We start from the raw sequence: 26,895 nt of genomic DNA, 5'->3' as shown, positions 1-26,895 counted from the left end.
CGAGCCATCCGAAGATCGTTTCACGACCTTGATCAACATCTCAAACAGGCCCTAGGGCGGGGCGGGGTTCCACGGGCTTTCGCCCGCCCGGCCGGGGAACGCTCAGCGAACCTCGGCCAGGCGGGCGAACACGACGACGTTTCCGTCGTAGCCGTGCTGCTTGGAGAAACCGCCCCCGCAGGTGATGACCCGCAATTCGGGAGCACCCTTGCTGCCGTACACGCGGTCGCCGGGGAAGTTGCTCTTCTCGAAGACCTCGATGCCGTAGATCTCGAATACGGCGGTCTTCCCGTCCTTGCGCTGTACCTCGATCCGGTTTCCCTTTTCGAGCGCCCCGAGCCCGTAGAAAACGGCGGGCCCGCGCATGTTGTCCACATGGCCGTCGAGCACGGCCGTGCCCTTCTCGCCGGGCGAGACCGCGCCGGTGAACCAGCCCGCGAGGTTCGGGTCGTCGGGCGGCGGCGCGTCGACCCACCCGTCCAGGTCCAGGCCCACCGGCATGACCGGCGCGTCGACCCGGATCGCCGGGATCCTGACCCGCTCGGCCACGGAGTACGGCAGCGGGGCCGGCAGATTTGAGAAGGTGCCGCCCGGCGAGCGGTTGCTGTCCGCCGCAGCCGCCGACGCGGGCTGCGGCGGGCCCATGTCGAACTCACCGGAACCATTGCGGATCAGAGCGAGGCCGGTCAGCAGAACAAGCGCTATCACGCCCCAGGGGGCGCGCTTCTTCTGCCGCTGCTCCTCCTCTTCGACCAGCTCGGACGCAGACATGTGCAATCCCCTCTCGACGCGGCCGTCGCCGCGTCCGTCGCGCATATGAGAACGCTAAGTGCAGCACGCCCGGCGGGCGACGGGACAAAGGCGAACGGGTGGTGGAGTACACCCTTCATGAGCCATCCGAGTTGCCGCGGCCAGGAATTTTCTGACGGTCCGTGACCTGCGGCAATATCCGATTGTGTGGAATTCTCTCGGCGTGTCCTCTCACCAGGACGGACCATTCTCGAAATGCGGCTCTGTGCAAGGCATCTGAGGGTCTGTCTGGGAGGCGCTTTCTCGCCGATCGACCGGGGACGGTTCCCGGGGCGTCTTCCGCGGAGGATCACATGCGTACTACTCGTGCCCTGGCGGTCAGTGCCGCCGCGGTCGCCGCGGTGGGGCTCGCCGCTCCGATGGCCGCGGCGTGGAACAACCCGAGCAACATCGTCGCCATGCCCAGCGTCATCGCCAGCGGCGGCCAGCTGACCGTGACCGTCGACGGGTGCCCCAAAGGTGGCACCATGACCTCGCCCGCGTTCCGGCAGGCGACCCTCTCCCACCTCACCAGCAGCAACGAGACGTCGAGCGGAACGGCGACCATCGACCGGAACGCGCGCCCCGGCTCGTACGACATCTCGGTCAACTGCACCGGGACGGGCACCCTGACCCGTCCCGCGGCCTTCACCGTCATCGGTGGTGTGCGTGGTGGTCTCGGGGGCAGCAGCTCCAGCGGTGCCACGCCCACCGACATGGCGATCGGTGGCGGGCTCGTGGCCGCTGCGGCCATCGGTGGCGGGGTGTTCTGGATGCGGCGCAGGTCAGAGAAGAGGATCTGACCAGGTCTCCGTTCCGGAATCCGCACAGCACAGCCCTTCGCCCCGGACCCTCCCTCAAGGGTCCGGGGCGAAGGGCTGTGCCGTGCCGTCAGGAGTCGTCGGCCGAGGTGCGTCGGCGCGACATGTACCACGCCGCGCCGACGGAACCCGCGATGAGCGCGGTTCCCAGGCCGACCTCCTTCAGGTCGAAGCCGCCGACGGTGCCGCCGACACCGGCCCTGACGCCCCGTTGCACAGGGACGGGGTTGTGGGTCGAGTCGCCGGAACGCCCGGTGGCGATGGTGAGATCCGTGTGACCGCTCACGCCGTCACACGTGAACGTGACCTCGTACACGGCACCCGGTTTGGCGTCCCAGTCGACCGTGGCCGTGGCCGAGGACTGACTCTGCTGGATGGTGACGGTGTCGAAGACACCCGAGGTGACCGTGGCGCGTCCCCGGCAGCCCCCGTCCCTCTTCAGCAGCAGGGAGACCTGGCCACCGGCGGCGACGGTCGAGGGCTGCACGCTGAAACCGAAGGGGGTGACGTTGTTGTTCTCGTCGCCCGCGAAGGCGGCGGGTGCGGTGAAGGTCAGGGCGGTGACGCCCAGCAGTGCGGCCGAAGCGACGCGTATCGCGCGCATGGTGAGCCTCCAGGTCCCCGAGGAGCCTTGCTGCGGACCTTTTCCGCTTGCGCCAGAAATGCACCTCGATGATCGAAACGCTAGGAAAGGCCGGGCCCGAGCGCGATCGCTGTCGCGCGAATGGGGCAACCGTGTGGGCCGCACAGGGGACGGAGTGCGTGCGGCGGGGGGACGGACGCGGCGTGGCATCCGTCCCCCGGCCGGGTAACCCGGTCCCGGAAACCCTGCTGAGGGTCCGTCAACCGGGAAGGTTCGGGAACAGCGCCGTGAACGGTTCGGCCGAGGCCGTGATCCCCCTGCTGTAGGGCGCGTCGAAGTCCCAGATGAGGAAGAGCAGGAAGGCGATCAGCGAGGAGAAGAGCCCGGCGAGGATCAGCTCGCGCAGGGTGCGCCGGATCTGCAGCGCGAAGACCATCCCCACGGTGACCACGCCGCCGGTGGTCAGACCGAACCACACCACGCCCGGCATGGTCGCCCCCGTCGAGTCGGCGCGGGAGTTCCGTGCGGCGTCGGCCACGGTGACCTGGTCGACGAGGGGCTGGTACGCCTGGGCCTCGAAGTCCGTCGTCGGCTCGTAGTCGGTGACATCGGCACGGATGCGATCGAAGAGCCGGCCGCCCTTGACGGTCACCCGGCCCTGGTCCGCCATGGTCTTCCACTCGGTGCTGACGACGTAGCCGACATACGCGTCGATGTCGCCGCGGATGCGGTCACGCACGTCGGGCGGGTAGACGCGGACCCGCTGTGAGATCTCGTGCAGGGCCTGGGCCTCCGTCTGCACATGGTCCTGGGCGACGCCACGGCCCTCCCAGACACCGGCGATCGCCAGACCGAGGACGATGGCGTAAACCACGCCGATCATCATCGTCATGTACTCGATGACGTCCGGGGTCTCGGACGGATCCTCGTCCTCGCGGGCCGTGCGATGGCGTACGAGGGTCACGATGAGGACGACGACGCATGCGGCGCCCATCGCGAGGGCGAGAACAAGCCATTCCGACAAGGATGCCTCCAGAAATCAGCGCGGGCGCAGCGCCGCGACGGCGAGCACCGCGGGCGCGGTGATCAGCAGGGTGAGCGAGACCAGGGACGGTCCGCCGCGGGGCGGGTGCCGCCGCGGCTGGGCGTGGTACGCCGGATAACTCACCGGTGTCGGCGAGGGCTTGGGGTGGGCGCTCGGAGTGGGTGTCGGTTTTGGCGTAGGCGTAGGCGTAGGCGGGGGTGTGGGTGCCGGTACCGGCTTTGGCGCGACGGGCCGTGGCGCCGAAGGTGGGGGTGAGGGTGGCGGTGGCGGTTTGGGCGTCGGTGTGGGTGTGGGGGGCGGCGGTGGCTTGGGGGGTGGCGGGGGTTCGAGTGTCGGTGTCGGGGTGGGGCTCGGGCTCGGGCTGGGGCACGGCGGGGGAGGGGGCGGGCTCGGGCAGGTGCCCTTGCCGGCGACCGCCACCGCGCCGGTGCCGTCGGGGCCGACGGAGGCGTACGCGCAGGAGTCGGCGACCGCCGGGCTCCCCGCGGTTCCGCTGAGAATCCAGGCAAGCGTCAGCAGCGCCGATGCCCGTATGACGAGGGCGGACCAAGTCCGCTTGGGTCCATGCACGACGGCGATCATCGGTCGTTCCGGGGCCGCGCAGGAGCTGGCTGAGAAGGGTTACCCCGAATGGGGGATGTCCGCGTCCGGGCGGTTTGACGGGTCGAGCGGGAAACGCCATCGGAGGGGAACGGGTGTGCGATCTCGTGGTGCGGGGCCGCCGGGGCACAGGGTTCGGAAAGAAATTTGAGGGGTGGTTGAACATTCCCGCCACCCCCGCCCGTACCTATGGCCATGCGCGGCGCAGCAGGGCGCCGCAACATCTATTGCGACAGCGGGAGTTACCAAATGAAGACCTCCTGGCGGAGCGCCTCGCTCGTAGCGACAGCTGCGGCCATGCTGGCGCTCACGACGGCGTGCGGTCAGGAACAGGGCACCCAGTCGACCGTGGGCCAGAACGTCGGCGCCACCGCGGCCGCGGGCGACTACGGACTGTCCAGCCCGAGCCCGGCGGGAGTCGGCGCTGCCGCCACCCAGGCGAAGTCCGCGGGTGCGCTCACCGTTGCGAAGAACGCGACGCTCGGCGAGGTCCTCACCGACAATGCCGGGTTCACCCTCTACCGCTTCGACAAGGACACGGCCGAGCCGCCGAAGTCGACCTGTGAGGGCGACTGCGCCACCGCCTGGCCGCCGGTTCCGGCGGACGGTGCCACGGCCGCCACCGGTGTGGACGCGGCGCTTCTGGGCGAGGTCACCCGGGCCGACGGCAGCAAGCAGCTGACCGTCGGCGGCTGGCCGATGTACCGGTACGCGAAGGACACGAAGGCCGGTGACACCATCGGACAGGGAGTGGGCGAGACCTGGTTCGCGTCGGCCCCCACCGGCAAGAAGGCGACCCTGGCCGACCTGCCCGGCCTGTCGACCCGGAAGGACGCGAAGCTCGGCGAGATCGTCGTCGACAAGAACGGCCTGACGGTCTACCGCTTCACCAAGGACACGGCCTGGCCCGACTCGATCTCGGCGTGCACCGGCGCCTGCCTGGAGAAGTGGCCGGCGGTCGCGCCGGTCGAGGAGGCCGACACCAAGGGTCTCGACATCGACTCGGACGGCCTGATGCCCTTCACCCGGTCGGACGGCGCCAAGCAGATGGCCCTCGACTGCTGGCCCATCTACACCTTCTCCGGTGACGAGGCTCCCGGAGACACCAACGGCCAGGGCGTAGGCGGCACTTGGTACGCCGTGTCGCCCGCAGGAAAGCTGGTCGGCGCGCCGGCGCAGTAGATCACCTCCCCAGGGTTCGATCGCCTCACCCGGGCACCCGCGGAACGTGGAAGGGAGTGGACACAGACAGGCTGGAGTGCCGGAAGAGAAGAAAAAGCGCGCGCGACCCAGGTCCGCTCCCTCCGTACCGCACGGAGGGAGCGGACCACTTGGCGTGCCCGGGTGAGGTGATCCCCGGCGACTCTTCGTAACTCCCCGGGGCCCGTTTGGAATGCTTCGGAGCGATTTCCCGGTTACGCGGGCGGCGTGTTCGAAGGCTGATCACGGGGCGCCAATTCGGCACTTGCCGGAGGCAGTGACCGGGAACGGACGGTCAATTTCCGTTTTGGCTCGCTCCTTTGGCGGGCGATCAGTAGCCTCAGCTCGAACACCGGATCGCCTACGCCGTCGTCTACGCCTTGGAGAGATAGATGGAGCGTCCCGCCTGGGCCCCTCGGAGCATTGACATCTCGGTGCCGAGCGTGTCCCGCATATACGACTACTACCTGGGCGGTTCGCACAACTTCGAGGTCGACCGGGAGGCGGCCCGCAAGGCGATGGGGTTCATGCCGGGACTTCCCAAGATCATGCAGGCGAACCGGGCGTTCATGCGCCGCGCGGTGCGCTTCGCGACGGGCGAGGGCATCACCCAGTTCCTCGACATCGGTTCCGGTATCCCGACCTTCGGCAATGTTCATGAGATCGCGCAGGAGTCCAGACCCGGCGCGCGTGTCGTGTACGTGGACAACGACCCCGTGGCCGTCGCGCACAGCCAGGCCGTCCTTGAGGGCAACGAGGACGCGGACGTTCTCGCCGCCGATCTGCTCAAGCCCCGGGAGATCCTGGCGAGTTCCCAGGTTCAGCGGCTGATCGACCTGAACCGGCCGGTCGCCCTCCTGCTCGTTGCCATACTTCACTTCGTGGAGGACGCGGACGACCCGTACGGAGCGGTGGCCGAGCTGCGCGACGCGCTCGCGCCGGGCAGCCTGCTCGTCGTCACGCACGCCTCGTACGAGGGAATCCCCCTTCTCCAGGAACAGGCCGAGGGCACGGTCGACGTGTACAAGAACATCCGCAACCCGCTGATCATGCGCTCGCGCGAGGACGTCGCGCGGTTCTTCGAGGGGTACGACATGGTGGAACCGGGACTGGTGCCGATGCCGAAGTGGCGGCCCGACACGGCACCGGAGGACGAGGATCCGTATTCCTTCTCCGGATTCGCCGGCGTGGGACGCACATCGTGACCGCCGAACCGGACGGGCCGGAGGACAGACTCCGCAGATTCGCGACGATCTGGAGCCGGGCGGTCTTTCCGGTCACCTCGACGTCGCTGACCAGGCTCGAGTTCGAGGTCCAACTGCTGCCGCTCGCCCGCCGGTTGAGCGACGCGCTGCTGGCCAGGACCTTCGAGGGCGCCGAGGGCCAGGCGGTCGGAGCCGCGCTCATCGACGCGCACTGCACCGACCCGGAGGCACTCAGCCGCACGCTCGACTGTGTCGACGCCTATCTGGTGCTCTACTGCGGCGAGGACGGGCCCCAGGAGGCGCTGCGGACCCGTTCGGTGCGGTTGCAGCACGCCATGGCCGCCGGGTTCGCGCATGCGCTGCGGGAGCGGACGCTGGCCGAGCAGGAGGCCATCTCCCGGGCCGCACTGAACGCCCGCAGTCTGGTGGCGGAGGCGCTGCACGCGAGCGAGGCCCGTTTCCGTGCGGTGTTCGAGGGCGCGGCCATAGGGATCGGCATCGCCGACCTCGAAGGCAACGTCCTCCAGGTCAACGGAGCGCTGCTGCGCATGTTCGGCGGCTCCGAGCAGTCGATGCGCGGCCGCCGGGTCCCGGAGTGGACGCACCCCGATGATGCTCCCCAAGTATGGCCGCTGTATGAGGAGTTGGTCCGTGGCGAGCGCGAGCACTACCACGTCGAGAAGGCCTTCTACCGCCCCGACGGCACGGCCCTGTGGACCAATCTGACGGTCTCCTTGCTGCGGGACGCGGACGGCGTACCGCAGTACCAGCTCGCGCTCATGGAGGACACCACCGAGCGGCGGCTGCTCAATCTGCGGCTGCGCTACGAGGCCACCCACGACGCGCTCACCGGGCTGCCCAATCGGACCCTGTTCTTCGAGCGCCTGGAGAAGGCGCTGTCCGCGGGCGACGGTCAGCGCTTCGGGCTCTGCTATCTCGACCTCGACGGCTTCAAGACCATCAACGACAGCCTCGGGCACGCGGCCGGCGACCGGCTGCTCGTCGAGGTCGCCGACCGGCTGCAGTCCTGCGCGACGGCCACCGGCGAGATGGTCGCCCGTCTCGGCGGCGACGAGTTCGTGGCGCTGACCACCGGACCCGACACCGAGCGCGAGGTCGACGAACTCGCCGGGCGCATCATGAACGCGCTGGTCACCCCGATCAGCATCGACGGGCGTGACCTGACGGTGCGCGGCAGCATCGGCGTCGTCGAGGGTCCCGCCGGGGAGCGCGGCCCCGCGGAGGTGCTGCGCAGCGCGGACATCACCATGTACCGGGCCAAGTCCGCGGGCGGCAACCGCTTCGAGCTCGCCGACCCCGAGGCCGACGCCCGCGCCATCACGCGGCACGGGCTCACCACGGCGCTCCCGGCCGCCCTGGAACGGGGCGAGTTCTTCATCGAGTACCAGCCCCTGGTCCACCTCGGTGACGGCAGCGTGCGGGGCGCCGAGGCGCTGGTCCGCTGGCTGCACCCGCAGCACGGCGTCCTCGGCCCGGACCAGTTCATCCCGCTCGCCGAGCACACCGGACTGATCGTGCCGCTGGGCCGCTGGGTCCTGGAGCAGTCGGTCCGCCAGGCCCGCCTCTGGCAGGAACGGCACTCCGACGCAGGCTCGTTGCGCATCAACGTCAACCTCTCGCCGTGCCAGCTGACCCACCCCGGCCTGGTCCAGGACACGGTCGACATCCTGGAGCGGTCGGGGCTCGACCCGGACGGACTGTGCCTGGAGGTCACCGAGTCCGCGCTGATCGGCGCGGACGACGATCTCCTCAAGCCGCTGCGCCGGCTGGCCGAGATGGGCGTCGACATCGCCCTGGACGACTTCGGCACGGGCTACTCCAACCTCGCCAACCTGCGCCGCCTCCCGGTCAGCGTCCTCAAGCTGGACCGGTCCTTCACCCAGAGCATGCAGCGGTTCCCCGCTGACCCGACCGACCTGAAGATCGTCGAGGGCATCGTCACGCTGGCCCACAGCCTCGACCTCGCGGTCACGGTCGAGGGCGTGGAAACCGGCGCCCAGGCCGAGCAGTTGCGGATACTGGGCTGTGACACGGCCCAGGGCTGGTACTACGCCCGGCCGGGCCCGCCGGACCGGCTGCACGATCTGGCACTGGTCGACGCGATCAGCTGACGGCACAACTCGGTTGCGGGGGTACGTGGGTCACGCGCGAGGATATGCGCGTGACCCAGGAAACTGACGACGTGAACGAGGCGATCAAGGCCGAGCGGCGCCTCATGGACCCCGCCGTCCGAGCCTCCCGCGGCCTCGCCGCCGCGCTGCTCGATCCGGAGTTCGTCGAGGTCGGCTCCTCGGGTCGGCGCTACACGTATGACGAGATGGCTGCCGAGCTCGCTGACCATCCGGGCAGCTCGGCGGACGGCCCCCGCTACGAACCGTCGCACATCACGGGCGTCGTACTGGCCCCCGGCCTGGTGCACCTCACGTACGAGACGCGTTTCGACGGCCGGCACGCCCGCCGCAGTTCGCTGTGGCGCAGGCGCGACAGGGAAACGGGCTGGCGGATGTACTACCACCAGGGCACGCCGGTGCCGCCTGATCTCGCCTGAGCGTCTCGAACGGGGCGCGGGGCACTGCGCGCCCAGCCACGAACAACCCGCGGACCCGGACGGCGCTGAGAGGTACGGCGTTACCGGGGACCCGGCTTCCAGCGGAGCGTCACCGCTCCAGCAGCATCCGCTGGAGCTCACGGGCCGCCCGCGGCGGAGCCACATCGCTGCGGTGCGCCAGCGCGATCGTGCGGTGCAGTCCGGGCCGGGCCAGCGGAGTCACCCGCAGCCCGCGCCCGGAACGGGTGGCGACCATGCGGGGGACGACGGCCACGCCGAGCCCCGCCCGGACGAAGCCCAGGACCGCGTCCATCTCACCGCCCTCGACGGCGAAGTCGGGCTCGAAGCCCTCGGCGCGGCAGGCCGCGACCGTCAGTTCGCGCAGGTCGTAGCCGTGCCGGAACATCACAAGGCGTTCGCTCTCCAGGTCGGAGACGCGTACGGTGCTGCGGCCCCACCCGGGCGCGGGCGCGGCCGGTGACGACACCACCACCAGGTCCTCGCGCAGCAGCTCCACCGTGGTCAGGGCCGGCGACGGCTGGGGCAGGGGCAGCACCACCAGGGCGAGGTCGAGGGCGCCGCGCGCGAGTTCCCGTACGAGATCGTGGGAACCCCCTTCCTCGATCAGCAGCTGGATGCCCGGATAGCGGTCGTGGAAGGCGCGCAGCACGTCCGGGAGCAGGCCCGTGCACAGGCTCGGAGTCGCGCCGAGACGGACCCGGCCGCTGCGCAGCTGGGCCAGCTCCTGCACCTCGTGCCGGGCGGTGTCCGCGTCGGCGAGGATGCGGCGGGCCAGCGGAAGGAGTGCCTCCCCGGCGTCCGTGAGCGTGATGTTGCCCCGCGCCCGCAGGAACAGATCCGCCCCCAGCTCGCGCTCCAGCGACTTGATCTGCTGGGAGAGCGACGGCTGCGCGACATGGACCAGCTCGGCGGCCCGGGTGAAGTGCCGGGTCTCGGCGACGGCCACGAAGTACTGAAGCTGTTGGAACTGCACACCAGCCACGATAGGGCACGCCTATGGAAATGAGCCGGACCATGTCTTGGACCGATCACCCTCCTCGGCCCTAGCGTGCGGGACATGGCACTGGCAACGCGGACGGACCGAAAACCGTCCCTGACGCGCACCGTGTGGGACTCGTCGCTCGGCAAGAAGACCGTGATGGCCGTCAGCGGCCTGATCATGCTGCTGTACCTGGTCGTCCATATGCTCGGCAATCTGAAGATCTTCTTCGGGCCGGGCGAGTTCAACCACTACGCACACTGGCTGCGCACCCTCGGCGAGCCCTTCCTGCACTACGAGTGGGCGCTGTGGATCATCCGCGTCGTCCTCGTCGTGGCCGTCGTCGCGCACGCCACCGCGGCGTACCAACTCAGTCGCCGCGACATCAGGGCGCGCCCCAGTGGTTACGTCCACAAGAAGAAGCGGGCCACCTACGCCACCCGCACCATGCGCTGGGGCGGGATCATCCTCGGCCTCTTCATCGTCTGGCACATCCTCGACCTGACGACCGGCACCGTGCACCCGGACGGCTTCCAGGCCGGACACCCGTACCAGAACGTCATCGACACCTTCTCGACCTGGTACGGCGACACCGTCTACATCGTCGCGATGCTCGCGCTCGGCCTGCACATCCGGCACGGCTTCTGGAGCGCCGCACAGACGCTGGGCGCCGGCAGCCGCTCCCGCGACCGCGCCCTCAAGACCGTCGCGAACGGCCTCGCACTGGTGCTGACGGCGGGCTTCCTCGCCGTACCCGTCGGCGTCATGACCGGATTGGTGAGCTGACCATGACCTCCTACGCGGACTTCGCGACCGGTGAGCCGGTCGTCGACGGCAAGGCCCCGCAGGGCCCGGTCGACGAGCGCTGGGACACTCGCCGTTTCGAGGCCCGGCTCGTCAACCCCGCCAACCGCCGCAAGCAGACGGTGATCGTGGTCGGCACGGGCCTCGCGGGCGGCTCCGCCGGTGCCACGCTCGCCGAACAGGGCTACCACGTCGTGCAGTTCTGCTACCAGGACTCGCCCCGCCGGGCCCACTCGATCGCTGCGCAGGGCGGCATCAACGCGGCGAAGAACTACCGCAACGACGGGGACTCCGTGCACCGGCTGTTCTACGACACCGTGAAGGGCGGGGACTTCAGGGCGCGGGAGTCCAACGTCCACCGGCTGGCGCAGATCTCGGTCGAGATCATCGACCAGTGCGTCGCCCAGGGCGTGCCTTTCGCGCGCGAGTACGGCGGCCTCCTCGACACCCGTTCCTTCGGCGGCGTCCAGGTGTCCCGGACCTTCTACGCCCGCGGGCAGACGGGCCAGCAGCTCCTTCTCGGCGCGTACCAGGCGTTGTCGCGGCAGATCGCCGCAGGCAACATCGAGATGCATGCGCGGACCGAGATGCTCGACGTGATCGTCGTCGACGGCCGGGCACGGGGAATCGTCGCCCGCGACCTGATCACCGGGAAGATCGACACGTACTTCGCGGACGCCGTCGTCCTGGCCAGCGGTGGCTACGGCAACGTCTTCTACCTCTCGACCAACGCCATGAACTCCAACGCGACCGCGATCTGGCGGGCACACCGGCGCGGCGCCTACTTCGCCAACCCCTGCTTCACACAGATCCACCCCACCTGCATCCCGCGCACCGGCGAACACCAGTCGAAGCTCACCCTGATGAGCGAGTCGCTGCGCAACGACGGCCGGATCTGGGTGCCGAAGGCGCAGGGCGACACCCGCCCCGCGAACGAGATCCCCGAGGACGAGCGCGACTACTACCTGGAGCGCATCTACCCCGCCTTCGGCAACCTCGTGCCCCGCGACATCGCCTCCCGGGCCGCCAAGAACGTCTGCGACGAAGGGCGCGGTGTCGGCCCCGGCGGCCAGGGCGTCTACCTCGACTTCGCCGACGCCATCCAGCGGATGGGCAGGGCCAAGGTCGAGGAGCAGTACGGCAACCTCTTCGACATGTACGCCCGGATCACCGCCGAGGACCCGTACACCGTGCCGATGCGGATCTACCCCGCCGTGCACTACACGATGGGCGGACTGTGGGTCGACTACGACCTCCAGACCACGATTCCGGGCCTGTTCGCGATCGGCGAGGCCAACTTCTCCGACCACGGCGCGAACCGGCTGGGTGCCTCGGCCCTGATGCAGGGTCTCGCCGACGGCTACTTCGTCCTGCCGTCGACCATCAACGACTACCTCGCCCGCAACCCCCACCATGAGGCGGTCACCGACGAACACCCCGACGTCCAGGAGGTGCTGGCCGAGACCGAGGACCGGCTGCGGCTGCTCCTCGCCGTCGACGGCGACCGCACCCCCGACTCCTTCCACCGTGAACTCGGCGAACTCATGTGGGAGTTCTGCGGCATGGCCCGCACCGAGACCGGGCTGCGCAAGGCACTTGAGCGCATCCCGCAGATTCGTGAGGAGTTCTGGCGGCGCATCAAGGTGCCCGGCACCGGCGAGGAGTTCAACCAGTCGCTGGAGAAGGCCAACCGGATCGTCGACTACCTGGAGCTCGCCGAGCTCATGTGCCTCGACGCCCTGAACCGGTCCGAGTCCTGCGGCGGGCACTTCCGCGAGGAGTCCCAGACCCCGGAAGGCGAAGCGGCCCGCAAGGACGAGGAGTTCTCCTACGCGGCCGCCTGGGAGTTCACCACCACCGGCGACGCGCCCGTCCTGCACAAGGAAGACCTGGTCTTCGAGTACGTCCACCCCACTCAGCGGAGCTATGCATGAAGCTCACCCTGCGCGTCTGGCGGCAGCGCGACGCCGACGCCGACGGCGCGATGTCCACCTACGAAGTGGACGACATCTCGGCCGACATGTCCTTCCTGGAGATGCTCGACACCCTCAACGAGGAACTCATCCTCAAGGGCGAGGACCCCGTCGCCTTCGACCACGACTGCCGCGAGGGCATCTGCGGCGCCTGCTCACTCGTCATCAACGGCGACGCGCACGGCCCCGAGCGCACGACCTCCTGCCAGCTGCACATGCGGTCCTTCAAGGACGGCGACACCATCGACGTCGAGCCGTGGCGCGCGTCGGCGTTCCCGGTGGTGAAGGATCTCGTCGTCGACCGGTCGGCCTTCGACCGGATCATCCAGGCCGGCGGCTACATCACCGTCCCGACGGGCGCGGCACCCGAGGCCCACGCGACGCCCGTGCCCAAGCCGGACGCCGACTTCGCCTTCGAGCACGCCGAGTGCATCGGCTGCGGCGCCTGCGTCGCGGCCTGCCCCAACGGCGCCGCGATGCTGTTCACTTCGGCGAAGATCAACCACCTCAACGTGCTGCCGCAGGGTGCGCCCGAGCGCGAGACCCGCGTCCTCGACATGGTGGCGCGGATGGACGACGAGGGCTTCGGCGGCTGCACTCTCGCCGGAGAATGCGCGACCGCCTGCCCCAAGGGGATCCCGCTGGTGTCCATCACCGGGATGAACAAGGAGTGGCTGCGCGCGACCCGGAAGTCGGGAAAGCGGTAGCCGTACGACGTTCGCCGTCAATGTGCGGACGGGCGGGACCGGGGGTGGTGCTCAGCCCCGGTCCCGTCTCGCTTCTGCGGTGCATCTCCGGATGGGTGGATTCCGCAGGAGTGCTCGTCCCGGCCGTCCCCTGCCATTCAGCATCCTCACATCCTGACTCTCGGCACAGGTCACGCGCAGGCCAACCGGCGTCGGAAGAACAGGAGCGCGCAGACCGAACAGATCCGGGCTGCCACCGCTCCGCCGAACCGGCCCGTGACCAGGAGAGTGCCATGACCGGCGTATCCACGCTCGACAGCCCCCCACTGTCGACCGCCCCCACCCGCTACACCGTGACCCTTGCCCGCGACGAGGACGACGTCCGCGCCGTACAGCGGCTGCGTCACGACGTGTTCGCGGGGGAGATGGGCGCCCTGCTGACCACCCCGCAACCGGGTCTCGACATCGATGCCTTCGACGCGTACTGCGATCACCTCATGGTCCGCGACAAGGTGAGCGGTCAGGTCGTCGGAACCTACCGCCTGCTGCCGCCCGAGCGGGCCGCCGTCGCCGGACGCCTTTACTCGGAGAACGAGTTCGACCTCGGCCCGCTGGCCGCCATCCGCTCCGGGCTCGTCGAGGTCGGCCGCTCCTGCGTGCACCCCGACCACCGCGACGGCGCCGTCATCGGTCTCATCTGGGCCGGGATAGCGCGCTACATGGTCGAGGGCGGCCACGAGTGGCTGGCCGGCTGCTGCTCCATCCCGCTCGCCGACGGCGGCCCGCTCGCCGCGGGCACCTGGGACCGCGTCAAGGCCAAGCACCTCGCGCCCGAGGAGTACCGCGTACGGCCGCTGCTGCCCTGGAGCGCCGAGGGCGTCGCCCGGCCGGCGCGCACCGAACTGCCTCCGCTGCTACGCGGCTATCTGCGCCTCGGTGCCTGGGTGTGCGCGGAGCCCGCGCACGACGCGGACTTCGGTGTCGCCGACCTGTATGTGCTGCTGTCGATGCGCAAGGTCAACCCGCGCTATCTGCGGCACTTCCTCTCGCTCGTACCGGCCTGATGAACGCCTCCCGCACCGGCGTCACAGGCGCCGCCACCCGCAACGGGGTCATCCGTGCGTCCGGGGTGGGCCTGATCCTGCGTCCTCGCCGTGACACGGCGCCAGTCGTCAATCCGGCTGTTGCCACGGCGGCCTTCCCGGCCGGCACCACGAAGGTGCCGTCGCCTCGCCGGGCCGACGTACGGCCGGTCACCTTCCGGCCCGTCCGGACGCCCACCAGCGCCTGGCTGCCAAGCGCCCCGTGCACCCCGCACCGCTGCGTGGACTCCACGGGGTCGACGGCCGCCGTACCGCTCGCCGTACTGCGGCTGGCCACGCTCCTGTTCGTGCTCACCTTCGGGATCGTGCTGATCCCGGTCGTCGGCAGGATCCAGGCCGCGCCGCGCGACCGGCTCATCAGGATGTGGTGCCGGACGATGGTCCGGGCCGCGGGCGTGCGTCTGCGGATCACCGGTTCCACTCCTCCCACCGGCGGCCTGCTGGTGGTCGCCAACCACATCTCCTGGATGGACATCCCACTGCTAGCCGCGGTCCGTCCCGGGCGGATGATCGCCAAGGCCGAGATCCGGCAGTGGCCCGTGGCGGGCGCGCTGACCGCGAGCAGCGGCGCGTTGTTCATCGAGCGCGACCGGCTGCGCGCACTGCCGCAGACGGTCGCGCGCATCGCGGACACCCTCCGCGCCGGGTCCACCACGATCGTGTTCCCCGAAGGCAGCACCTGGTGCGGCCGGGCTCAGGGCTACTTCCGGCGGGCCGTCTTCCAGGCCGCGCTCGACGCCGAGGTGCCCGTCCAGCCGGTACGCATCCACTACCGCCTGGCCGGGGGAGCGGCGAGCACCGCGCCCGCGTTCGTCGGCAGCGATTCCCTGCTCACCTCGGTGTGGCGGGTCGTCGCGGCCCGGGCCCTGGTGGCCGAGCTAAGCCTGCGACCCGTACTCGCACCGGCAGACCACACCGACCGCCGCGATCTGGCCCGCGCCGCGCAAGGAGGACTGCGGTCACCGGGTCCGCACGCTCATCCCTACGGGGATTGACAGAGCGCGCGAGAGAAGGGGCCGTCGTGGTCCGTGGGGAGTACGACGGCACGACCCTGGGCCGCCGTCAGTCCCGCGACCCGCGCGAGCCTCCGGTACGAGTCCAGGAGGGCTTCCCGGTCGTACGTGCTGGTGGTGACCAGGACTTCCTGGGCGCCGGTTTCCTTGATGAGGGTTTCCAGATCGTGGGCCACCTGCTCCTCCGTGCCGGTGATGTGACCGGTGAGGCCGGACTCGTAGAAGCTCCGCTCCTTGGTGGTCATCGGCAGGCCCTCGACCCGTTCGGCGGGCGGCAGGGGCGGGAAGGTGCCATGGGTGCGGGAGTACGCCATCGACCAGGCCTCCGGGAGGAGCAGGCGGCGGGCGTCCTGCGGGGTCGCGGCGACCGCGACCGTGCCGGAGATCACGACGTACGGCTCCGGGGCCCAGACGGAGGGGCGGAACGCCTCGCGGTATCGGTCGATCCCGCGCCGCATCCTGTCGCGGTCCCTGAGGTCGCCGATGACCATGGGCAGGCCGGCCCGCGCCGCGATGGTGGCGCCCTCGCCCATGGCGAGTACGAAGGGAGGCACGGTCAGGCCTTCGGAGGGGCGGGCGTGGACGCCGGTCGACGACGTGCCGCGGAACCAGTCGAGGAGTTCGGCGAGCTGTGCCGCGAAGTCCTCGGCGTCGTCCTTCTCCCGGCCGAGCGCCTTGCGCACCCCGTCCGTGAAGCCGACGGAACGGCCCAGGCCCATGTCGATCCGGCCCGGGAACAAGGACTCCAGGACACCGAACTGTTCGGCCACGACCAGCGGTTGGTGGTTCGGCAGCATCACCCCGCCGGTGCCGACCCGGATCCTGCGGGTGGCGGCGGCGACCGCGGCGGCCAGTACGGTCGGGGCGGACCCGGCGACTCCCGGCACGCCGTGGTGCTCCGCGACCCAGAAGCGGTGGTAGCCGAGCGCCTCCAGGTCCTGAGCCAGCCGTACGGTGTCCCGCAGGGCCTCGGGAGTGGCGTGCCCTTCGCGGGTGCGGGAGCGGTCGAGCACGGAGAAGCGCACGGCTTCAGAGCGCGGCCCCGGTGCGGTGGGGGGCTGGTGCGGGCTCGGCATGAGTGCTCCGGCGGAGTTCGGTCGTTGTCGTCGTCAGGGACGTCAACCACGGATGTCCGCCGGAGCTTCCCCGCCGCCGACCCTCAGACCTGAGGTTCGGCAGCCAAGAGTCGGCCCTTACACCTGGGGTTCGGCCGCCAGGAGCTGCGTCGCCGCGAGTTCCCGGTAGAGCTCGTCGTCGTCGACGAGGGTGCGGTGGGTGCCGATCGCGCGGACGTCACCGTGTTCCAGGACCACGATCTGGTCGGCCCCGGTCACCGTGGACAGCCGGTGCGCGATGAGGAGGACCGTGCACTGCCCGGCGGTACGGCCGACCAGTTCGCTCAGTGCCTGCTCGTTGCGGGCGTCGAGCTGGGCCGTCGCCTCGTCGAGCAGCAGCACCTGGGGGCGGCGCAGCAGTGCGCGGGCGATGGCGAGGCGCTGGCGTTCACCGCCGGAGAGCGTGACGCCACGCGGGCCCACCGCCGTGTCCAGGCCCATGGGCAGGCGGGCCACCAGGCTGTCGAGGCGGGTGACGGCCAGAACCTCGGACAGCTCCTCGGCGGTGGCCTCAGGCGCTGCGTAGAGCAGGTTCTCGCGCAGGGTGCCGGACATGACGGGGGAGTCCTGCTCGACGTACGCGATACGGCGTCGTACCTCGCCGCGCGGCAGGGTGGAGATGTCCTGGCCGCCGATCCTGATCGAGCCCGCGGTCGGCTCGTAGAAGCGCTGGAGGAGAGAGAAGAGCGTGGTCTTGCCGGCGCCCGACAGGCCGACCAGCGCGGTCTGGGTGCCGCCGGGGACGGTGAAGCTCACGCCGCGCAGCGCCGGGGGGCGGCCGGGGTAGGTGAACTCGACGTCGGTCAGCTCGATGTCCGGCGGGGGGCCGAAGGCGGTGACCGCGGGGGAGTCGATGTCTTCCTCGATCGGCAGTCCGGTTGCCTCCTGGATCCGGCCCACCGCGCCGAGCCCCTGCTGGAGCTGGGCGGCGCCGCCGACGAGTTGGGAGACGGGGCTCGCCAGGAAGAACACGTACAGCAGGAAGGCGATCAGCTCGGAGACGGACATGGTGCCGTTCGCGACGAAGGCTCCGCCGACGCCGAGTACCACGAGGAACGCGGTCTGGATGGATGCGCCGCCGACCATCGTGACCAGGGCGCTGTAGCGGGCGCCGACCAGTCCGGCCGCGTATGCCTCGTCGACCGCCTCCTCGGCGGCACGCGTCTCGCGGCCCTCGGCGCCGTTGGCCTTGACCGTGCGGGCCGCGCCGAGGGTGCGGTCGAGCACCGCGCCGACCGCACCGACGGACGTCTGCGAGCGGGCCACCGCGGCCTTGATCCGCGGCAGGATCATCGTGATCACGATGCCGACCAGGCACAGGACGAGGAAGGTGACACCCAGCAGGCGTACGTCCAGCGTCGCCATCATGAACAGGGCCCCGGCGAAGGTCAGTACGCCGTTCACCGTCATGATCAGGCCCTCGGTGGCGGCGCTCTTGAGGAGCGTGCTGTCGGAGGTGACGCGGGCGATGAGGTCGCCGGGTGCCCGCTGGTCGAGCTCGGAGACCCGCAGCCGGATCAGCCGACGCACCAGACCGGTCCTGACCTCGCGGACCACCCGTTCCGAAGTCCGTTGCTGGAGCCAGGCGTTGATGCCGGTGAGCAGGGCGCCGACCGCCAGGAACGCGGCGAGCAGCGCGACCGGCTCGGCCACGTCGGCGCCCTCGTCGAGCCGGTCCAGGATCGCCTGGGCGAACTTCGGCTGGACCAGACCCGAGAAGCTGGCGAGGAGTGTGAGCACGAGGGAGAGGAGCAACACCCGCCAGTGCGGCTTCGCGTAGCCGATGAGGGCGCCGAACGAGCCGGAGGGGGTGCCTGGTTGGGCGATGGACGGGCTGTTCTCGGTCATGCGCCTCGTACTCCGGTCGCGGCCACTTCGGCCAGCAGTGTTTCGAGCCGGGTGGCGGCGGCCGCGCTGCCGCCCGCTGCCCGGAAGGACTCCCCGATCTCCTCGGCCGCCTTGCGGTGACCGCCGGAGGGGTCTAGCACGGTCTCGACCGCGGCAGCGATCTTCGCCGCGTCGGCCCGCCCGAAGCGCAGCCGAACTCCGGCTCCCGCATCGACGACTTGACCGGCCACGATCGGCTGGTCGTCGCGGATGGGGGCGACGACGAGGGGGACGCCGTGCCACAGCGTCTCGCAGACGGTGTTGTGTCCCGCGTGGCAGACGACGGCGTCGAGCCGTTCCAGCAGCGCGAGTTGAGGCACGTGCGGGCGCACCAGGATGTTGTCGGCGACGGGGCCTTCGACGACCCCGCCGGGATCGACGAGCACGGCACGCACTCGGTCCGCCATCCCGGCCAGCGCCGCCACGGCCGTGTTGAGGAAGCGCACACCCGCGTCCGTGTTCGCGGTGCCGAGGCTGACGAGGACGGTGGGCAGCGCCGACTCCTCCAGCCAGGTCCAGGGAAACTCATCGGGACCTGCCGGGCGGGCGGCTATGGACGGGCCCACCAGCCAGACCTGGTCAGGGAGTTCGGCCGGGCCGAGCAGTGCGCGTGTGGTGTACGCGAGCACGCCGTGCGGCGAGAAACGGGGATCCGCCGTGCCCGAGCCGTCCGCGATCCGTGCGCGCAGGTCCGCCAGCAGTCCGTCCAGCCAGGCCGCGACCTTGGGCATGCCGGCCAGCGGGTCGATCAGTTCGGCGGAGGTGGTGGCCGAGGTCACCCAGGTCAGTCCCAGTGACTCGGCGATCAGCGCGCCCGCCACCGCCTGCTGGTCGGTGACGACGACATCGGGACCGTACGCCTCGATCGCCGCCCGCACGCCGGGCGCCATCGCGTCCGCGAGCGGGATCAGGAAGCTCTCCCAGAGGAACTGGAAGGCGGCGGGGCCCTTGAGCTCGGCGGGCCGGGACAGCGTGTCCTCGGGCAACGCGCACGGGAACACGACGGCGTCGGCCCCCGCGAGGCTCCGGATCAGCTCGGGGTGACCCGCCCAGGCGACGTCGTGCCCGCGGGCGGCCAACATCGCCGCGGTGCCCACCGCCGGGTTGACGTGCCCGACCAGCGGCGGCACCACGAAGAGGAACCTGCCCATCTAGCGGGCCTCCCGCAGGGCGTGCGTCTGGCTGAACAGCCAGTCGCGCACCAGGATGTACGTCTCCTTGGTGGCTTCCACCAGCACCGAGTGACCCCGGTCGGGCAGCACGACGGTACGGCAGTCCGCCAGTGAGGCCTCCAGCATCGCGGTCTGTGCGGAGAGCTTGGACGCGCCGCCGAAGACGGCGAAGACCGGGCAGCGGATCGCGGACAGGTCCTCGTCGATGAGGTCGCTCCGCGGGATCTCCTGGGCGAGGTCGGTCTCGTCGAGCACCCTGCCCGCGGCCCGGAACGGCCGGGCGTTGCGCTCGCCCGGGTTGTCCCGCAGCCACTCGGTGACCTCCTGGACCACCAGGCCGCCCTGTTCGCCGACCAGGCCCTCGTACATGCTCTGCGCCCAGGGCCGGGCGGGCGGTTCGGCCTCGATGGCGACGACGCTGGCGACCCGCTCGGGGTGCGCGGCGGCCATGCCGTACGCCACGGCGCCGCCGAAGGAGTTGCCGACGAGGTGCACCGGACGGTCGATGGCGAGCGCGTCGAGCAGCTCGTCCAGGTCGGTGACGAAGTCCTCGATCCGGTAGCCGGTCGCCGGTCTGGTGGTCTTGCCGTGCCCGCGCAGGTCGTACATCACGACGTCCATGCCTTCTTCGGCGAGCTGCGGGGCGAGGCTGAAGTAGTAGCTGGCGAGGCTGTCGATGAGCAGACCGTGGATGAGGACGACGACGGGACGCGGCACGTCACCGGTGTGGCCCAGACGCTGGACGTGGACGTCGATTCCGTTGACGTGGATCGTGGGCATGGTCAGCCCACCTCCGCGACGGCGAGGGAGCCCACCACGTAGCCGACGAGGTCGCCGACGGTCAGGGCGATTATCTCTTCCAGGCCGCGGTCGGCTATGAACGCGGCGAAGTTGACGCGCTCGCCGTAGAACTCGCGCAGCTGGGCGGAGAGCGTGACGAGGTCGATGCTCTCCAGCTCCAGGTCGTCGTGGAAGGACGTCTCCAGGGCGATCTCGGCGTCGTCGAGCCCGTACTCCTCCAGCACGGTGCGCAGGATGGCCGAGATGTCCGCCAGCGCGGTCGCCTCGTCGGGGGCGGCCAGGCGCACGGTGCCTTCGAGTTCGGTGAGTTCAGTGGTCATCTGCGTTCTCCTGATCATTGACGGCCGTCCAGGCGACGACGTACTCCTTGCCGGGTTGGCCGGCCGGCTGGGGGGTGGTCAGCTCGCGATACCGCACGAGGTACTCCTCGCCCGCGGTGCGTACGGTCAGCAGGGCGCCGTCCGCCGCGGTGATCTCGAACTGTTTGGGCTCGCCGCCGAGTCCGGTGCCGCGCGCCTTTGCAACGGCTTCCTTGGCGGCCCAGAACCGGGTGAACCAGAGTCGTTCCGGGGTGTCCTGCGAGAGTGCCCGGAGCAGCTCGCGCTCGTGCGGGGTGAGCGCGACGACGAGGGTGCCCTCGGGGCGGTCGGTGATCTCCTCGATGTCGATGCCGCAGGGCCCGTCGGTCCTGGCCATCGCCACCGCGGTCTCGCCCCGATGGGCGAGGGAGACGTGCAGTGCGGGCAGGCTCTTGCCATAGCCGCCGGTGACGAAGGGCTTGCCGGTCGGGTCGTTGCCGACCCGCAACTCGGCGGGGAACAGCGGGCCCGCGCCGCCGTCCCACATCAGGTGGCGCACCGCGTCCTTGACCGCGATCCGTCCCAGCAGCCACTGGCGTCGGCCGCGCGGTGCGTGGGTCGCGTACTGCTCGCGCTCCTCGCCCGCCAGGATGTTCCGCATGATCAGTTCACGGGTGGCCAGGTCGGGCCACTCCTCGTGGACCAGCGCCCAGCCGCCGGGCTGCATCAGGGAAAGGGTGTTGAGCTCGGGCTCCCGGTCCACCGCGCGGATCCGCGGATTGCTGTCGAAACGGCGGTCCTGCCAGCCGGTGAACTCCGCCCACACCTGGCCCCGGTGGACCAGCTGCATATCCGCTTCGAGGGCGGCATCGGTGACGGACGTGATCTTGATCAGGCACTCCAGCTCCTCGCCGGGGGCCGGATGCGGTCCGTGGAAGCGGATCTCCTTCATGCCGACCGGGAACACCGTGGTGCGGACCGGAAGTCTGGACATGATCCAGTAGCCGAGCAGCTGCCCCACGTTGTCCAGCAGCGCGCCGGGCGCGGGCGGGGTGACGAGGAGGCCACGCACATGCCGGTCGCCGATGGCCGTCAGCTCGCTCACACCCTGGAACCGCGGCCCGTGGAACATCCAGCGGCGGGTGTAGAGCTCCGCCGCCGTCAAGTCGGGCTTCTGTTCCTGTGCGGCGGGGAAGGTCCAGGGTGCGGCGGGCGTGAACTGCCCGTGATCGGCGGCGAGTTCGACGACGGCCTTCGCGTAGGGGCCGAGCGAGGCGGTGACCCGGTCCGGGCCTTCGGGCACGATCCGTACCGGGATGTCGACCGACGGGGTGGCGGTGACCCACTGGTTCAGCTGTACGTCGTGGACGGCCACCGCGCGCCGGCCGGGCGCGGCCCGCTCGGCGAAGTCCATGAGGTGGGCGATCACCGTGGTGCCGGGGACGACGGGCCAGCTGTCGGCCGGTTCGGCCTGCGCGGGTTGCTTGAAGAAGCAGTGGTCCAGGAGGTACGGCATGGTCTCGACGGAGACGTGGAGGGTGGTTTCGAGAGGTTCGGGAGGGTGGACGGGACGGGGTCGGGGATCCGCCTCGGCCGGGTGGACGGCACGAGGCCGGGGAACCGGAACGGCGGGGGCGGAACGGCCGGGCGCGGCAGTGCCGGGTCTGCGTCGGCTCGCCGTCACCACGTCCGAGGCGAGTGCGCTGGCGTCGCGCAGAAGTGCCGTCAACTCCGCACCCAGGGCGCCCTGTTCGCCGAGTCCGGCCAGGTCCAGGCTCGTCTGCGGAACGGGCGTCCGGTGCAGCGCCGCTCCCACCCGCCGACGCGTCTCCGTGTCGAGGGAGACCGACGCGCCCCCGAGGTCCAGCTTGATCGGGCGGCTCCGCCGCACAGGAGCCGCGGTCCTGGCCGCGCCGAGCAGCAGTGCCGGCTGAGGCTCCGCACCGTCCGCCCACAACGCGCTCACCACCCGGTGCAGTTGGGGGAGCCCCGAGCGGTGCGGCGAGTGCGCGGGGACGACCAGGTGGTCGCGCCCATTGAGTGTGTCGTCGATGAGCGAGCCGAGCTGTCCGGCCCCGAGCTGGACGAAGGCCCGGAAGCCCGCCTCGTACATGGTGTCGACCAGTGGCCGGAAGCGGACCGGCTCCAGCAGATGACGGACGAACAGGTCGCGGATCGCGTCGGGTTCGGCCGGGTAGGGGGCGACGGTCGTCGCGGACCACAGCGGCAGTTTGGCCGGGTGCAGGGAGTAGGTCTCCGCCGCCTCCCTGATCGGATCCAGATACGGCTTCAGCATGGGCGTGTGGAAGCCGGAACGGAACGGCAGGATCTGCGAGATCACCGCCCGGGCACGGAACCGCTCGACGAGTTCGGTGACGACGGTCTCCGGACCGCAGATCATCGACTGGTTGGGCGCGTTGTCGTGCGAGAGCACCACGTCACTCTGGCCGGACAGTTCCGCAAGCACCTGCTCCGCCGGGGCGCCGACCACGGCGAAGGCCAGGCCGGGGACGCTCAGCGAGTCGGGGTCGAAGCCGGCGAGGAAGGCGTCGACCTCGTCCGGCGCGTGGATCCCGGCGGCGGCCATCGCCGTCCACTCGCCGAGGCTGTGCCCGGCGAGCGCGTCGGGCACGACACCGAGCCGGCGCAGCGCGGTGTCCAGGAGCCGGCCCAGTTCGAAGACGCCGGTGCCCTGGCGGCCCACGTCTCCGACGGTGGCCTCGGCGACGGCGGTGAGCCCGAAGTGCCGTGCGATGTCCGAGGAGTTGGGCGTGAACTCGGCCTCAAGGCCCGGGAAGACGAACGCGAGCTTCCCGCCGCCGGGGCCGAGGAGCGGGCGCGGCACGAACCACACGTCGTTGCGGCCGCGCCAGCCCTTGCCCTTGGCGACCGCCTTCCGCGCCAGCGCCAGCCGCTTCGCCGTGGGTCCGACGATCGCGAGCCGTACCGGGTCGGAGCCCGATGCGACCGCACGCTCGTCGAGACCGGCCGCGAGGACCGCGGCGTCGTCGCGGTCCAGCAGCGCGGCCATCGCCTCGGTCGTCGGCGCGGTCAGCCGCAGCACCGGCTCCGGCTCGTAGACCTCGGCGGGCCTGGCCACCGGCTTCGCCTCGACCTGCTCGATCACCACGTGCGCGTTGATGCCGCCGAACCCGAAGGCGTTGACGGCGGCGCGGCGTACGGGCTGCCGTTCGTCGGCCTGCCACGGGCGGGCGGTGTCGATCGGGGTGAACCGGGTGCGGGCCAGCCCCGGATGCGGGTCCTCGCAGTGCAGGGTCGGCGGCAGCACGCCGTGATGGACGGCGAGGGCGGCCTTGACGAGCCCCGCGACGCCCGCGGCGGGCATGGTGTGGCCGATCATCGACTTCACCGAGCCGATGACGGCCGGCGGCCGGTCCGCGCTCACATCCTCCGGCGGCGGCCCGAACACCTCGGCCAGCGTGGTGAGTTCGGTCCCGTCACCGGCCGGGGTGGCGGTGCCGTGCGCCTCCAGGAGCCCGATCGAACCGGGCGCCGCCGGGTCGAGCCCGGCGGCCTCCCAGGCCTGCCGCACCGCGCGGACCTGGCCGCCGGAGTCGGGGGCCATCAGACTGGTCGTACGTCCGTCGGAGGCGATGCCGGTCCCGGTGATGGCGGCGTAGATCCGGTCGCCGTCGCGCTCGGCGTCGGCGAGCCGTTTGAGGACGACGACGCCGGTGCCCTCACCGATCAGCACACCGTCCGCACCCTTGTGGAACGGCCGGATGCGCTCGCTCGGCGAGAGCGCCCCGAGCTGGCTGAACACACTCCAGAAGGTGATGTCGTGGCAGTGGTGCACCCCGCCCGCGAGCATCACGTCGCACCGCCCGCTGGCGAGTTCGCGCACCGCCTGGTCGACGGCGATGAGCGAGGAGGCACAGGCGGCGTCCACGGTGTACGCCGGACCGCGCAGGTCGAGCCGCCCGGCCAGCCGGGACGCGGCCAGGTTGGGCACGAGCCCGATCGAGGACTCTGGCGCCTCAGGACCGAGCCGGTCGGTGAACGCCTGCCGTACCGCCTCCAGTTGGTCGGCGCCCAGGTCGGGCAGCAGCTCGCCCAGGGTCCGTACCAGCTGGCTCGCGGTGCGGACCCGCTGGTCGAGCCTGACCAGGCCGGGGGTGAGGTAGCCGCCCCGGCCGAGCACCACGCCGATCCGGTGCCGGTCGACGGGCAGCCGGTCCGCGCCGCCCGCGTCGGCGATGGCCTGCGCGGCCACCTTCAGCGCGATGAGCTGGTCGGGCTCGGTGGCCGGCACCGCGGCCGGCATGATCCCGAACTCGGTGACGTCCACCTCGGCCAGCTCGTCCACGAAGCCGCCGCGTCGGCAGTAGACGCGGTCGGCGCGCGGCTCGGCGCCGGGAGCGTAGTGCTCCTCGACGTCCCAGCGGCCCGGCGGGACCTCGGTGATGGCGTCCGTGCCGGCGACCAGGTTCTGCCAGTACGTGGCGAGGTCGGGGGCGCCGGGGAAGAGCACCGACATCCCGACGATGGCGATGGGTTCGGCGCGTGATCCTGTCATCAGGTTCACCAGCCGGAGGCGGTGTAGACGACGGCGGTGTCGCCCTCGGGGCCCCAGGCCAGTTCGCGCAGCAGGCTCATGGTGCCCTCGTCGGGATCGATGAGCTGGATACCGCGGCTCGCGTAGTGCCGCATGAGCTCCGGCGTGACCATGCCGTGGTTGCCGTCGCCCGTCGGCGCCCAGGGGCCCCAGTGGACGGTCAGCCCGCGGCGGCCCTCGCCGTCGGACGCCCAGTCGGTGCCGAGGGTCTCCAGGGCGTCGTTGGCGGCGGCGTAGTCGGACTGGCCGCGGTTGCCGAGGGTCGCCGCGATGCTGCCGAACAGCACCGCGAACCGCGGCCCGTCCGCCAACTCGCCGATGGCGTCGAGCAGTTCACGCGCCCCGTCGACCTTCGTGCGGAACACCCTGTCGTACGACTCGGGGGTCTTCTCCGCGATCAGCTTGTCCTCGATCACACCCGCCGCGTACACGACGCCGTCGAGCCTGCCGTACTCGGCGTGGATCTCCTTGATCGCTCCCCGTACAGCCTCACTGTCCAGTGCGTCGACGGCGCGGTAGCGCACCTGGGAGCCGAGCCCGGCGAGCTTGCGCAGCGTGCCGCGCACCTCGCGTTCGGCCTGGATCCGGCCGATCGCCCGCTCGATCTCGGCGGGCACCCGCAGGCCGCCCGCGATGAGCGCCGTCCGCAGTTCGCCCGCGGTGCTCGCGGCGGCGAGGGCCGGGTCCTCCGCGCCCTCGGCAAGGGGGGTACGGCCGAACAGTTCGATCCGGCAACGGCTCGCCCCGGCGAGGGTGGCGGCGAAGCGAGCGGTGATCCCGCGCGCGCCGCCCACCAGGAGCACGACCGAGTCGGAGTCGAGGCCGAGTGCGGCCGCCTCGGCGGCGCCGTCTCCGGCCGGACCCGCACCGGTGCTGCCGAGCAGACCCAGACCCTCCTCGGCCATCCGCAGTCCGCGGCGGGTGCCTGGCGCGCGCAGGACGACCGGCTCGCGGTCGGGAGCGGTGAGTTCGGCGACGAGATCGGCGGCGATGTCCTTAGGCGTGGTGCCGGGGTTGTGCTCGACGACCCGGGCGACGGTGTCGGGGTACTCGCGGGCGACCGAGCGGAAGAATCCACGCAGTCCGGCCGAGGCGCCGGCGGCCAGCACCCAGCGCGGGTTGTCCGCGAGCACCTGCTGGTAGGCGGAGAAGACATCCGGCAGGACGAGCGCGCCGTTCGCCGCGACGACGTGGATCAGCCCGTCGAAACTGCGCCCGGCCGGAGGCTCGTCGGCGGTCACGGTCTTGGCTCCGTGCGTGGGGAGGAGGGCGGCCACCGCGTCGGCCACCGGTCCTTCGCCCAGGATCAGAAAGCTACGGCCGGTCAGCTCACCCTCGGCCGGGACGGCGGGGGAGAGGTCGAACTCCTGCATGACGAGACGCTTGGGAGCCACCACGACGGCGGGCGAGCCGGCCGCAGCGGATTCCACGGGCTCGACCACGGTTGCGACGGTCACTGCCGCCGGTGCCTCGGCGGGGGCTGCCCCACCCTGGGCGCCCGCCAGCAGCGCGGTGATGGCGGCGGCGGTACGGGCCTTCGCCAGCTCCTCCACTTCGGCCTCGCCGGTCGCGGTCAGGCCCAGCCTGCTCGCCAACTCCCCGGCGATTTCTGCCCGCTTGATGGAGTCGACGCTGAGGTCGGCCTCCAGGTCGA

Annotated in this window: 22 protein-coding genes; 10 read left to right on the top strand and 12 right to left on the bottom strand. The window is 70.9% G+C overall.

Features of this window, described 5'->3' with window-relative positions; all coding sequences use genetic code 11:
- Nucleotides 1–102: 102 nt before the first annotated feature.
- Complete coding sequence (locus tag ACFWP7_RS18480; protein ID WP_384382584.1) at nt 103–771, bottom strand: class F sortase; 669 nt, start codon at nt 769–771, stop codon at nt 103–105.
- A 332-nt stretch (nt 772–1,103) separates the two neighbouring features.
- On the opposite strand from ACFWP7_RS18480, the gene ACFWP7_RS18475 reads away from it, so the two are divergent.
- Nucleotides 1,104–1,592 (top strand): hypothetical protein, encoded by a 489-nt coding sequence (locus ACFWP7_RS18475; protein ID WP_384382583.1) that lies wholly within the window; start codon nt 1,104–1,106, stop codon nt 1,590–1,592.
- Between the two features lie 88 nt (nt 1,593–1,680).
- On the opposite strand, the gene ACFWP7_RS18470 is transcribed toward ACFWP7_RS18475, so the two are convergent.
- From ACFWP7_RS18470 to ACFWP7_RS18460, 3 genes are all read right to left on the bottom strand, one after another.
- The gene (locus ACFWP7_RS18470) at nt 1,681–2,214 is read right to left on the bottom strand and encodes a hypothetical protein (protein WP_384382582.1); all 534 of its coding nucleotides are present in this window, start codon (nt 2,212–2,214) and stop codon (nt 1,681–1,683) included.
- A gap of 238 nt (nt 2,215–2,452) precedes the next feature.
- Complete coding sequence (locus ACFWP7_RS18465) at nt 2,453–3,217, bottom strand: hypothetical protein (protein ID WP_384382581.1); 765 nt, start codon at nt 3,215–3,217, stop codon at nt 2,453–2,455.
- Nucleotides 3,218–3,232: 15 nt separating this feature from the next.
- Nucleotides 3,233–3,361 (bottom strand): hypothetical protein, encoded by a 129-nt coding sequence (locus ACFWP7_RS18460; RefSeq protein ID WP_384382580.1) that lies wholly within the window; start codon nt 3,359–3,361, stop codon nt 3,233–3,235.
- Between the two features lie 726 nt (nt 3,362–4,087).
- On the opposite strand from ACFWP7_RS18460, the gene ACFWP7_RS18455 reads away from it, so the two are divergent.
- The 4 genes from ACFWP7_RS18455 (at nt 4,088) to ACFWP7_RS18440 (ending at nt 8,812) form a co-directional block, all read left to right on the top strand.
- Entirely contained in the window at nt 4,088–5,020 is a 933-nt protein-coding gene (locus tag ACFWP7_RS18455; protein ID WP_384382579.1) for an SCO0930 family lipoprotein, read from the top strand.
- Between the two features lie 410 nt (nt 5,021–5,430).
- A complete protein-coding gene (locus ACFWP7_RS18450; RefSeq protein ID WP_384382578.1) occupies nt 5,431–6,243 on the top strand; it encodes an SAM-dependent methyltransferase in 813 nt (270 codons plus the stop codon).
- The gene (locus ACFWP7_RS18445) at nt 6,240–8,375 is read left to right on the top strand and encodes a putative bifunctional diguanylate cyclase/phosphodiesterase (RefSeq protein ID WP_384382577.1); all 2,136 of its coding nucleotides are present in this window, start codon (nt 6,240–6,242) and stop codon (nt 8,373–8,375) included. Before ACFWP7_RS18450 ends, ACFWP7_RS18445 begins: the two co-directional genes overlap by 4 nt.
- A gap of 44 nt (nt 8,376–8,419) precedes the next feature.
- The gene (locus ACFWP7_RS18440) at nt 8,420–8,812 is read left to right on the top strand and encodes a DUF4440 domain-containing protein (protein ID WP_384382576.1); all 393 of its coding nucleotides are present in this window, start codon (nt 8,420–8,422) and stop codon (nt 8,810–8,812) included.
- Between the two features lie 109 nt (nt 8,813–8,921).
- On the opposite strand, the gene ACFWP7_RS18435 is transcribed toward ACFWP7_RS18440, so the two are convergent.
- Nucleotides 8,922–9,806, bottom strand: coding sequence for a LysR family transcriptional regulator (locus tag ACFWP7_RS18435; protein ID WP_384382575.1), 885 nt, complete (start codon nt 9,804–9,806; stop codon nt 8,922–8,924).
- Between the two features lie 120 nt (nt 9,807–9,926).
- Between ACFWP7_RS18435 and ACFWP7_RS18430 the strand changes: the two genes are divergently transcribed.
- The 5 genes from ACFWP7_RS18430 to ACFWP7_RS18410 all read left to right on the top strand — a co-directional run bounded on the left by ACFWP7_RS18430 (nt 9,927) and on the right by ACFWP7_RS18410 (nt 15,373).
- On the top strand, nt 9,927–10,598 hold the full coding sequence (locus tag ACFWP7_RS18430) for a succinate dehydrogenase (protein WP_384382588.1): 672 nt from the start codon (nt 9,927–9,929) through the stop codon (nt 10,596–10,598).
- A 2-nt stretch (nt 10,599–10,600) separates the two neighbouring features.
- Nucleotides 10,601–12,550: a fumarate reductase/succinate dehydrogenase flavoprotein subunit gene (locus ACFWP7_RS18425; RefSeq protein ID WP_384382574.1), complete on the top strand. Its 1,950-nt coding sequence runs from the start codon at nt 10,601–10,603 to the stop codon at nt 12,548–12,550.
- Nucleotides 12,547–13,296: a succinate dehydrogenase/fumarate reductase iron-sulfur subunit gene (locus ACFWP7_RS18420; RefSeq protein ID WP_384382573.1), complete on the top strand. Its 750-nt coding sequence runs from the start codon at nt 12,547–12,549 to the stop codon at nt 13,294–13,296. Before ACFWP7_RS18425 ends, ACFWP7_RS18420 begins: the two co-directional genes overlap by 4 nt.
- A 272-nt stretch (nt 13,297–13,568) precedes the next feature.
- Nucleotides 13,569–14,339 (top strand): GNAT family N-acetyltransferase, encoded by a 771-nt coding sequence (locus ACFWP7_RS18415; protein WP_384382572.1) that lies wholly within the window; start codon nt 13,569–13,571, stop codon nt 14,337–14,339.
- A 227-nt stretch (nt 14,340–14,566) separates the two neighbouring features.
- On the top strand, nt 14,567–15,373 hold the full coding sequence (locus tag ACFWP7_RS18410) for a lysophospholipid acyltransferase family protein (protein ID WP_384382587.1): 807 nt from the start codon (nt 14,567–14,569) through the stop codon (nt 15,371–15,373).
- On the opposite strand, the gene ACFWP7_RS18405 is transcribed toward ACFWP7_RS18410, so the two are convergent.
- The 7 genes from ACFWP7_RS18405 to ACFWP7_RS18375 all read right to left on the bottom strand — a co-directional run.
- The gene (locus tag ACFWP7_RS18405) at nt 15,361–16,467 is read right to left on the bottom strand and encodes an LLM class flavin-dependent oxidoreductase (RefSeq protein WP_384382571.1); all 1,107 of its coding nucleotides are present in this window, start codon (nt 16,465–16,467) and stop codon (nt 15,361–15,363) included. The two genes, ACFWP7_RS18410 and ACFWP7_RS18405, sit on opposite strands and share 13 nt — an antisense overlap.
- Nucleotides 16,468–16,584: 117 nt before the next feature.
- Entirely contained in the window at nt 16,585–18,354 is a 1,770-nt protein-coding gene (locus tag ACFWP7_RS18400; protein WP_384382570.1) for an ABC transporter ATP-binding protein, read from the bottom strand.
- Nucleotides 18,351–19,544, bottom strand: a complete 1,194-nt coding sequence (locus ACFWP7_RS18395; RefSeq protein WP_384382569.1) for a glycosyltransferase — start codon at nt 19,542–19,544, stop codon at nt 18,351–18,353. The genes ACFWP7_RS18400 and ACFWP7_RS18395 overlap by 4 nt, the downstream gene beginning before the upstream one ends.
- A complete protein-coding gene (locus ACFWP7_RS18390) occupies nt 19,545–20,345 on the bottom strand; it encodes an alpha/beta fold hydrolase (protein WP_384382568.1) in 801 nt (266 codons plus the stop codon). It lies immediately after the preceding gene.
- A gap of 2 nt (nt 20,346–20,347) precedes the next feature.
- On the bottom strand, nt 20,348–20,686 hold the full coding sequence (locus ACFWP7_RS18385) for a phosphopantetheine-binding protein (RefSeq protein WP_384382567.1): 339 nt from the start codon (nt 20,684–20,686) through the stop codon (nt 20,348–20,350).
- Entirely contained in the window at nt 20,676–25,202 is a 4,527-nt protein-coding gene (locus ACFWP7_RS18380; RefSeq protein ID WP_384382566.1) for a beta-ketoacyl synthase N-terminal-like domain-containing protein, read from the bottom strand. Before ACFWP7_RS18380 ends, ACFWP7_RS18385 begins: the two co-directional genes overlap by 11 nt.
- Before the next feature lie 5 nt (nt 25,203–25,207).
- Nucleotides 25,208–26,895: SDR family NAD(P)-dependent oxidoreductase (locus tag ACFWP7_RS18375; protein WP_384382565.1), on the bottom strand; the 1,688-nt coding region annotated here is incomplete at its 5' end.

Origin of the sequence: Streptomyces sp. NPDC058470 (assembly GCF_042721055.1) — a bacterium.
GTDB lineage: Bacteria > Actinomycetota > Actinomycetes > Streptomycetales > Streptomycetaceae > Streptomyces.
This window is presented reverse-complemented; position numbering and strand designations above follow the sequence as displayed.

Bases quoted from the DNA above. Each gene is read 5' to 3' on its own strand.
- ACFWP7_RS18480 (WP_384382584.1), bottom strand. From the start codon at position 771: ATGTCTGCGTCCGAGCTGGTCGAAGAGGAGGAGCAGCGGCAGAAGAAG.
- ACFWP7_RS18475 (WP_384382583.1), top strand. From the start codon at position 1,104: ATGCGTACTACTCGTGCCCTGGCGGTCAGTGCCGCCGCGGTCGCCGCG.
- ACFWP7_RS18470 (WP_384382582.1), bottom strand. From the start codon at position 2,214: ATGCGCGCGATACGCGTCGCTTCGGCCGCACTGCTGGGCGTCACCGCC.
- ACFWP7_RS18455 (WP_384382579.1), top strand. From the start codon at position 4,088: ATGAAGACCTCCTGGCGGAGCGCCTCGCTCGTAGCGACAGCTGCGGCC.
- ACFWP7_RS18450 (WP_384382578.1), top strand. From the start codon at position 5,431: ATGGAGCGTCCCGCCTGGGCCCCTCGGAGCATTGACATCTCGGTGCCG.
- ACFWP7_RS18440 (WP_384382576.1), top strand. From the start codon at position 8,420: ATGCGCGTGACCCAGGAAACTGACGACGTGAACGAGGCGATCAAGGCC.
- ACFWP7_RS18425 (WP_384382574.1), top strand. From the start codon at position 10,601: ATGACCTCCTACGCGGACTTCGCGACCGGTGAGCCGGTCGTCGACGGC.
- ACFWP7_RS18420 (WP_384382573.1), top strand. From the start codon at position 12,547: ATGAAGCTCACCCTGCGCGTCTGGCGGCAGCGCGACGCCGACGCCGAC.
- ACFWP7_RS18415 (WP_384382572.1), top strand. From the start codon at position 13,569: ATGACCGGCGTATCCACGCTCGACAGCCCCCCACTGTCGACCGCCCCC.
- ACFWP7_RS18405 (WP_384382571.1), bottom strand. From the start codon at position 16,467: ATGCCGAGCCCGCACCAGCCCCCCACCGCACCGGGGCCGCGCTCTGAA.
- ACFWP7_RS18400 (WP_384382570.1), bottom strand. From the start codon at position 18,354: ATGACCGAGAACAGCCCGTCCATCGCCCAACCAGGCACCCCCTCCGGC.
- ACFWP7_RS18395 (WP_384382569.1), bottom strand. From the start codon at position 19,544: ATGGGCAGGTTCCTCTTCGTGGTGCCGCCGCTGGTCGGGCACGTCAAC.
- ACFWP7_RS18390 (WP_384382568.1), bottom strand. From the start codon at position 20,345: ATGCCCACGATCCACGTCAACGGAATCGACGTCCACGTCCAGCGTCTG.
- ACFWP7_RS18385 (WP_384382567.1), bottom strand. From the start codon at position 20,686: ATGACCACTGAACTCACCGAACTCGAAGGCACCGTGCGCCTGGCCGCC.
- ACFWP7_RS18380 (WP_384382566.1), bottom strand. From the start codon at position 25,202: ATGACAGGATCACGCGCCGAACCCATCGCCATCGTCGGGATGTCGGTG.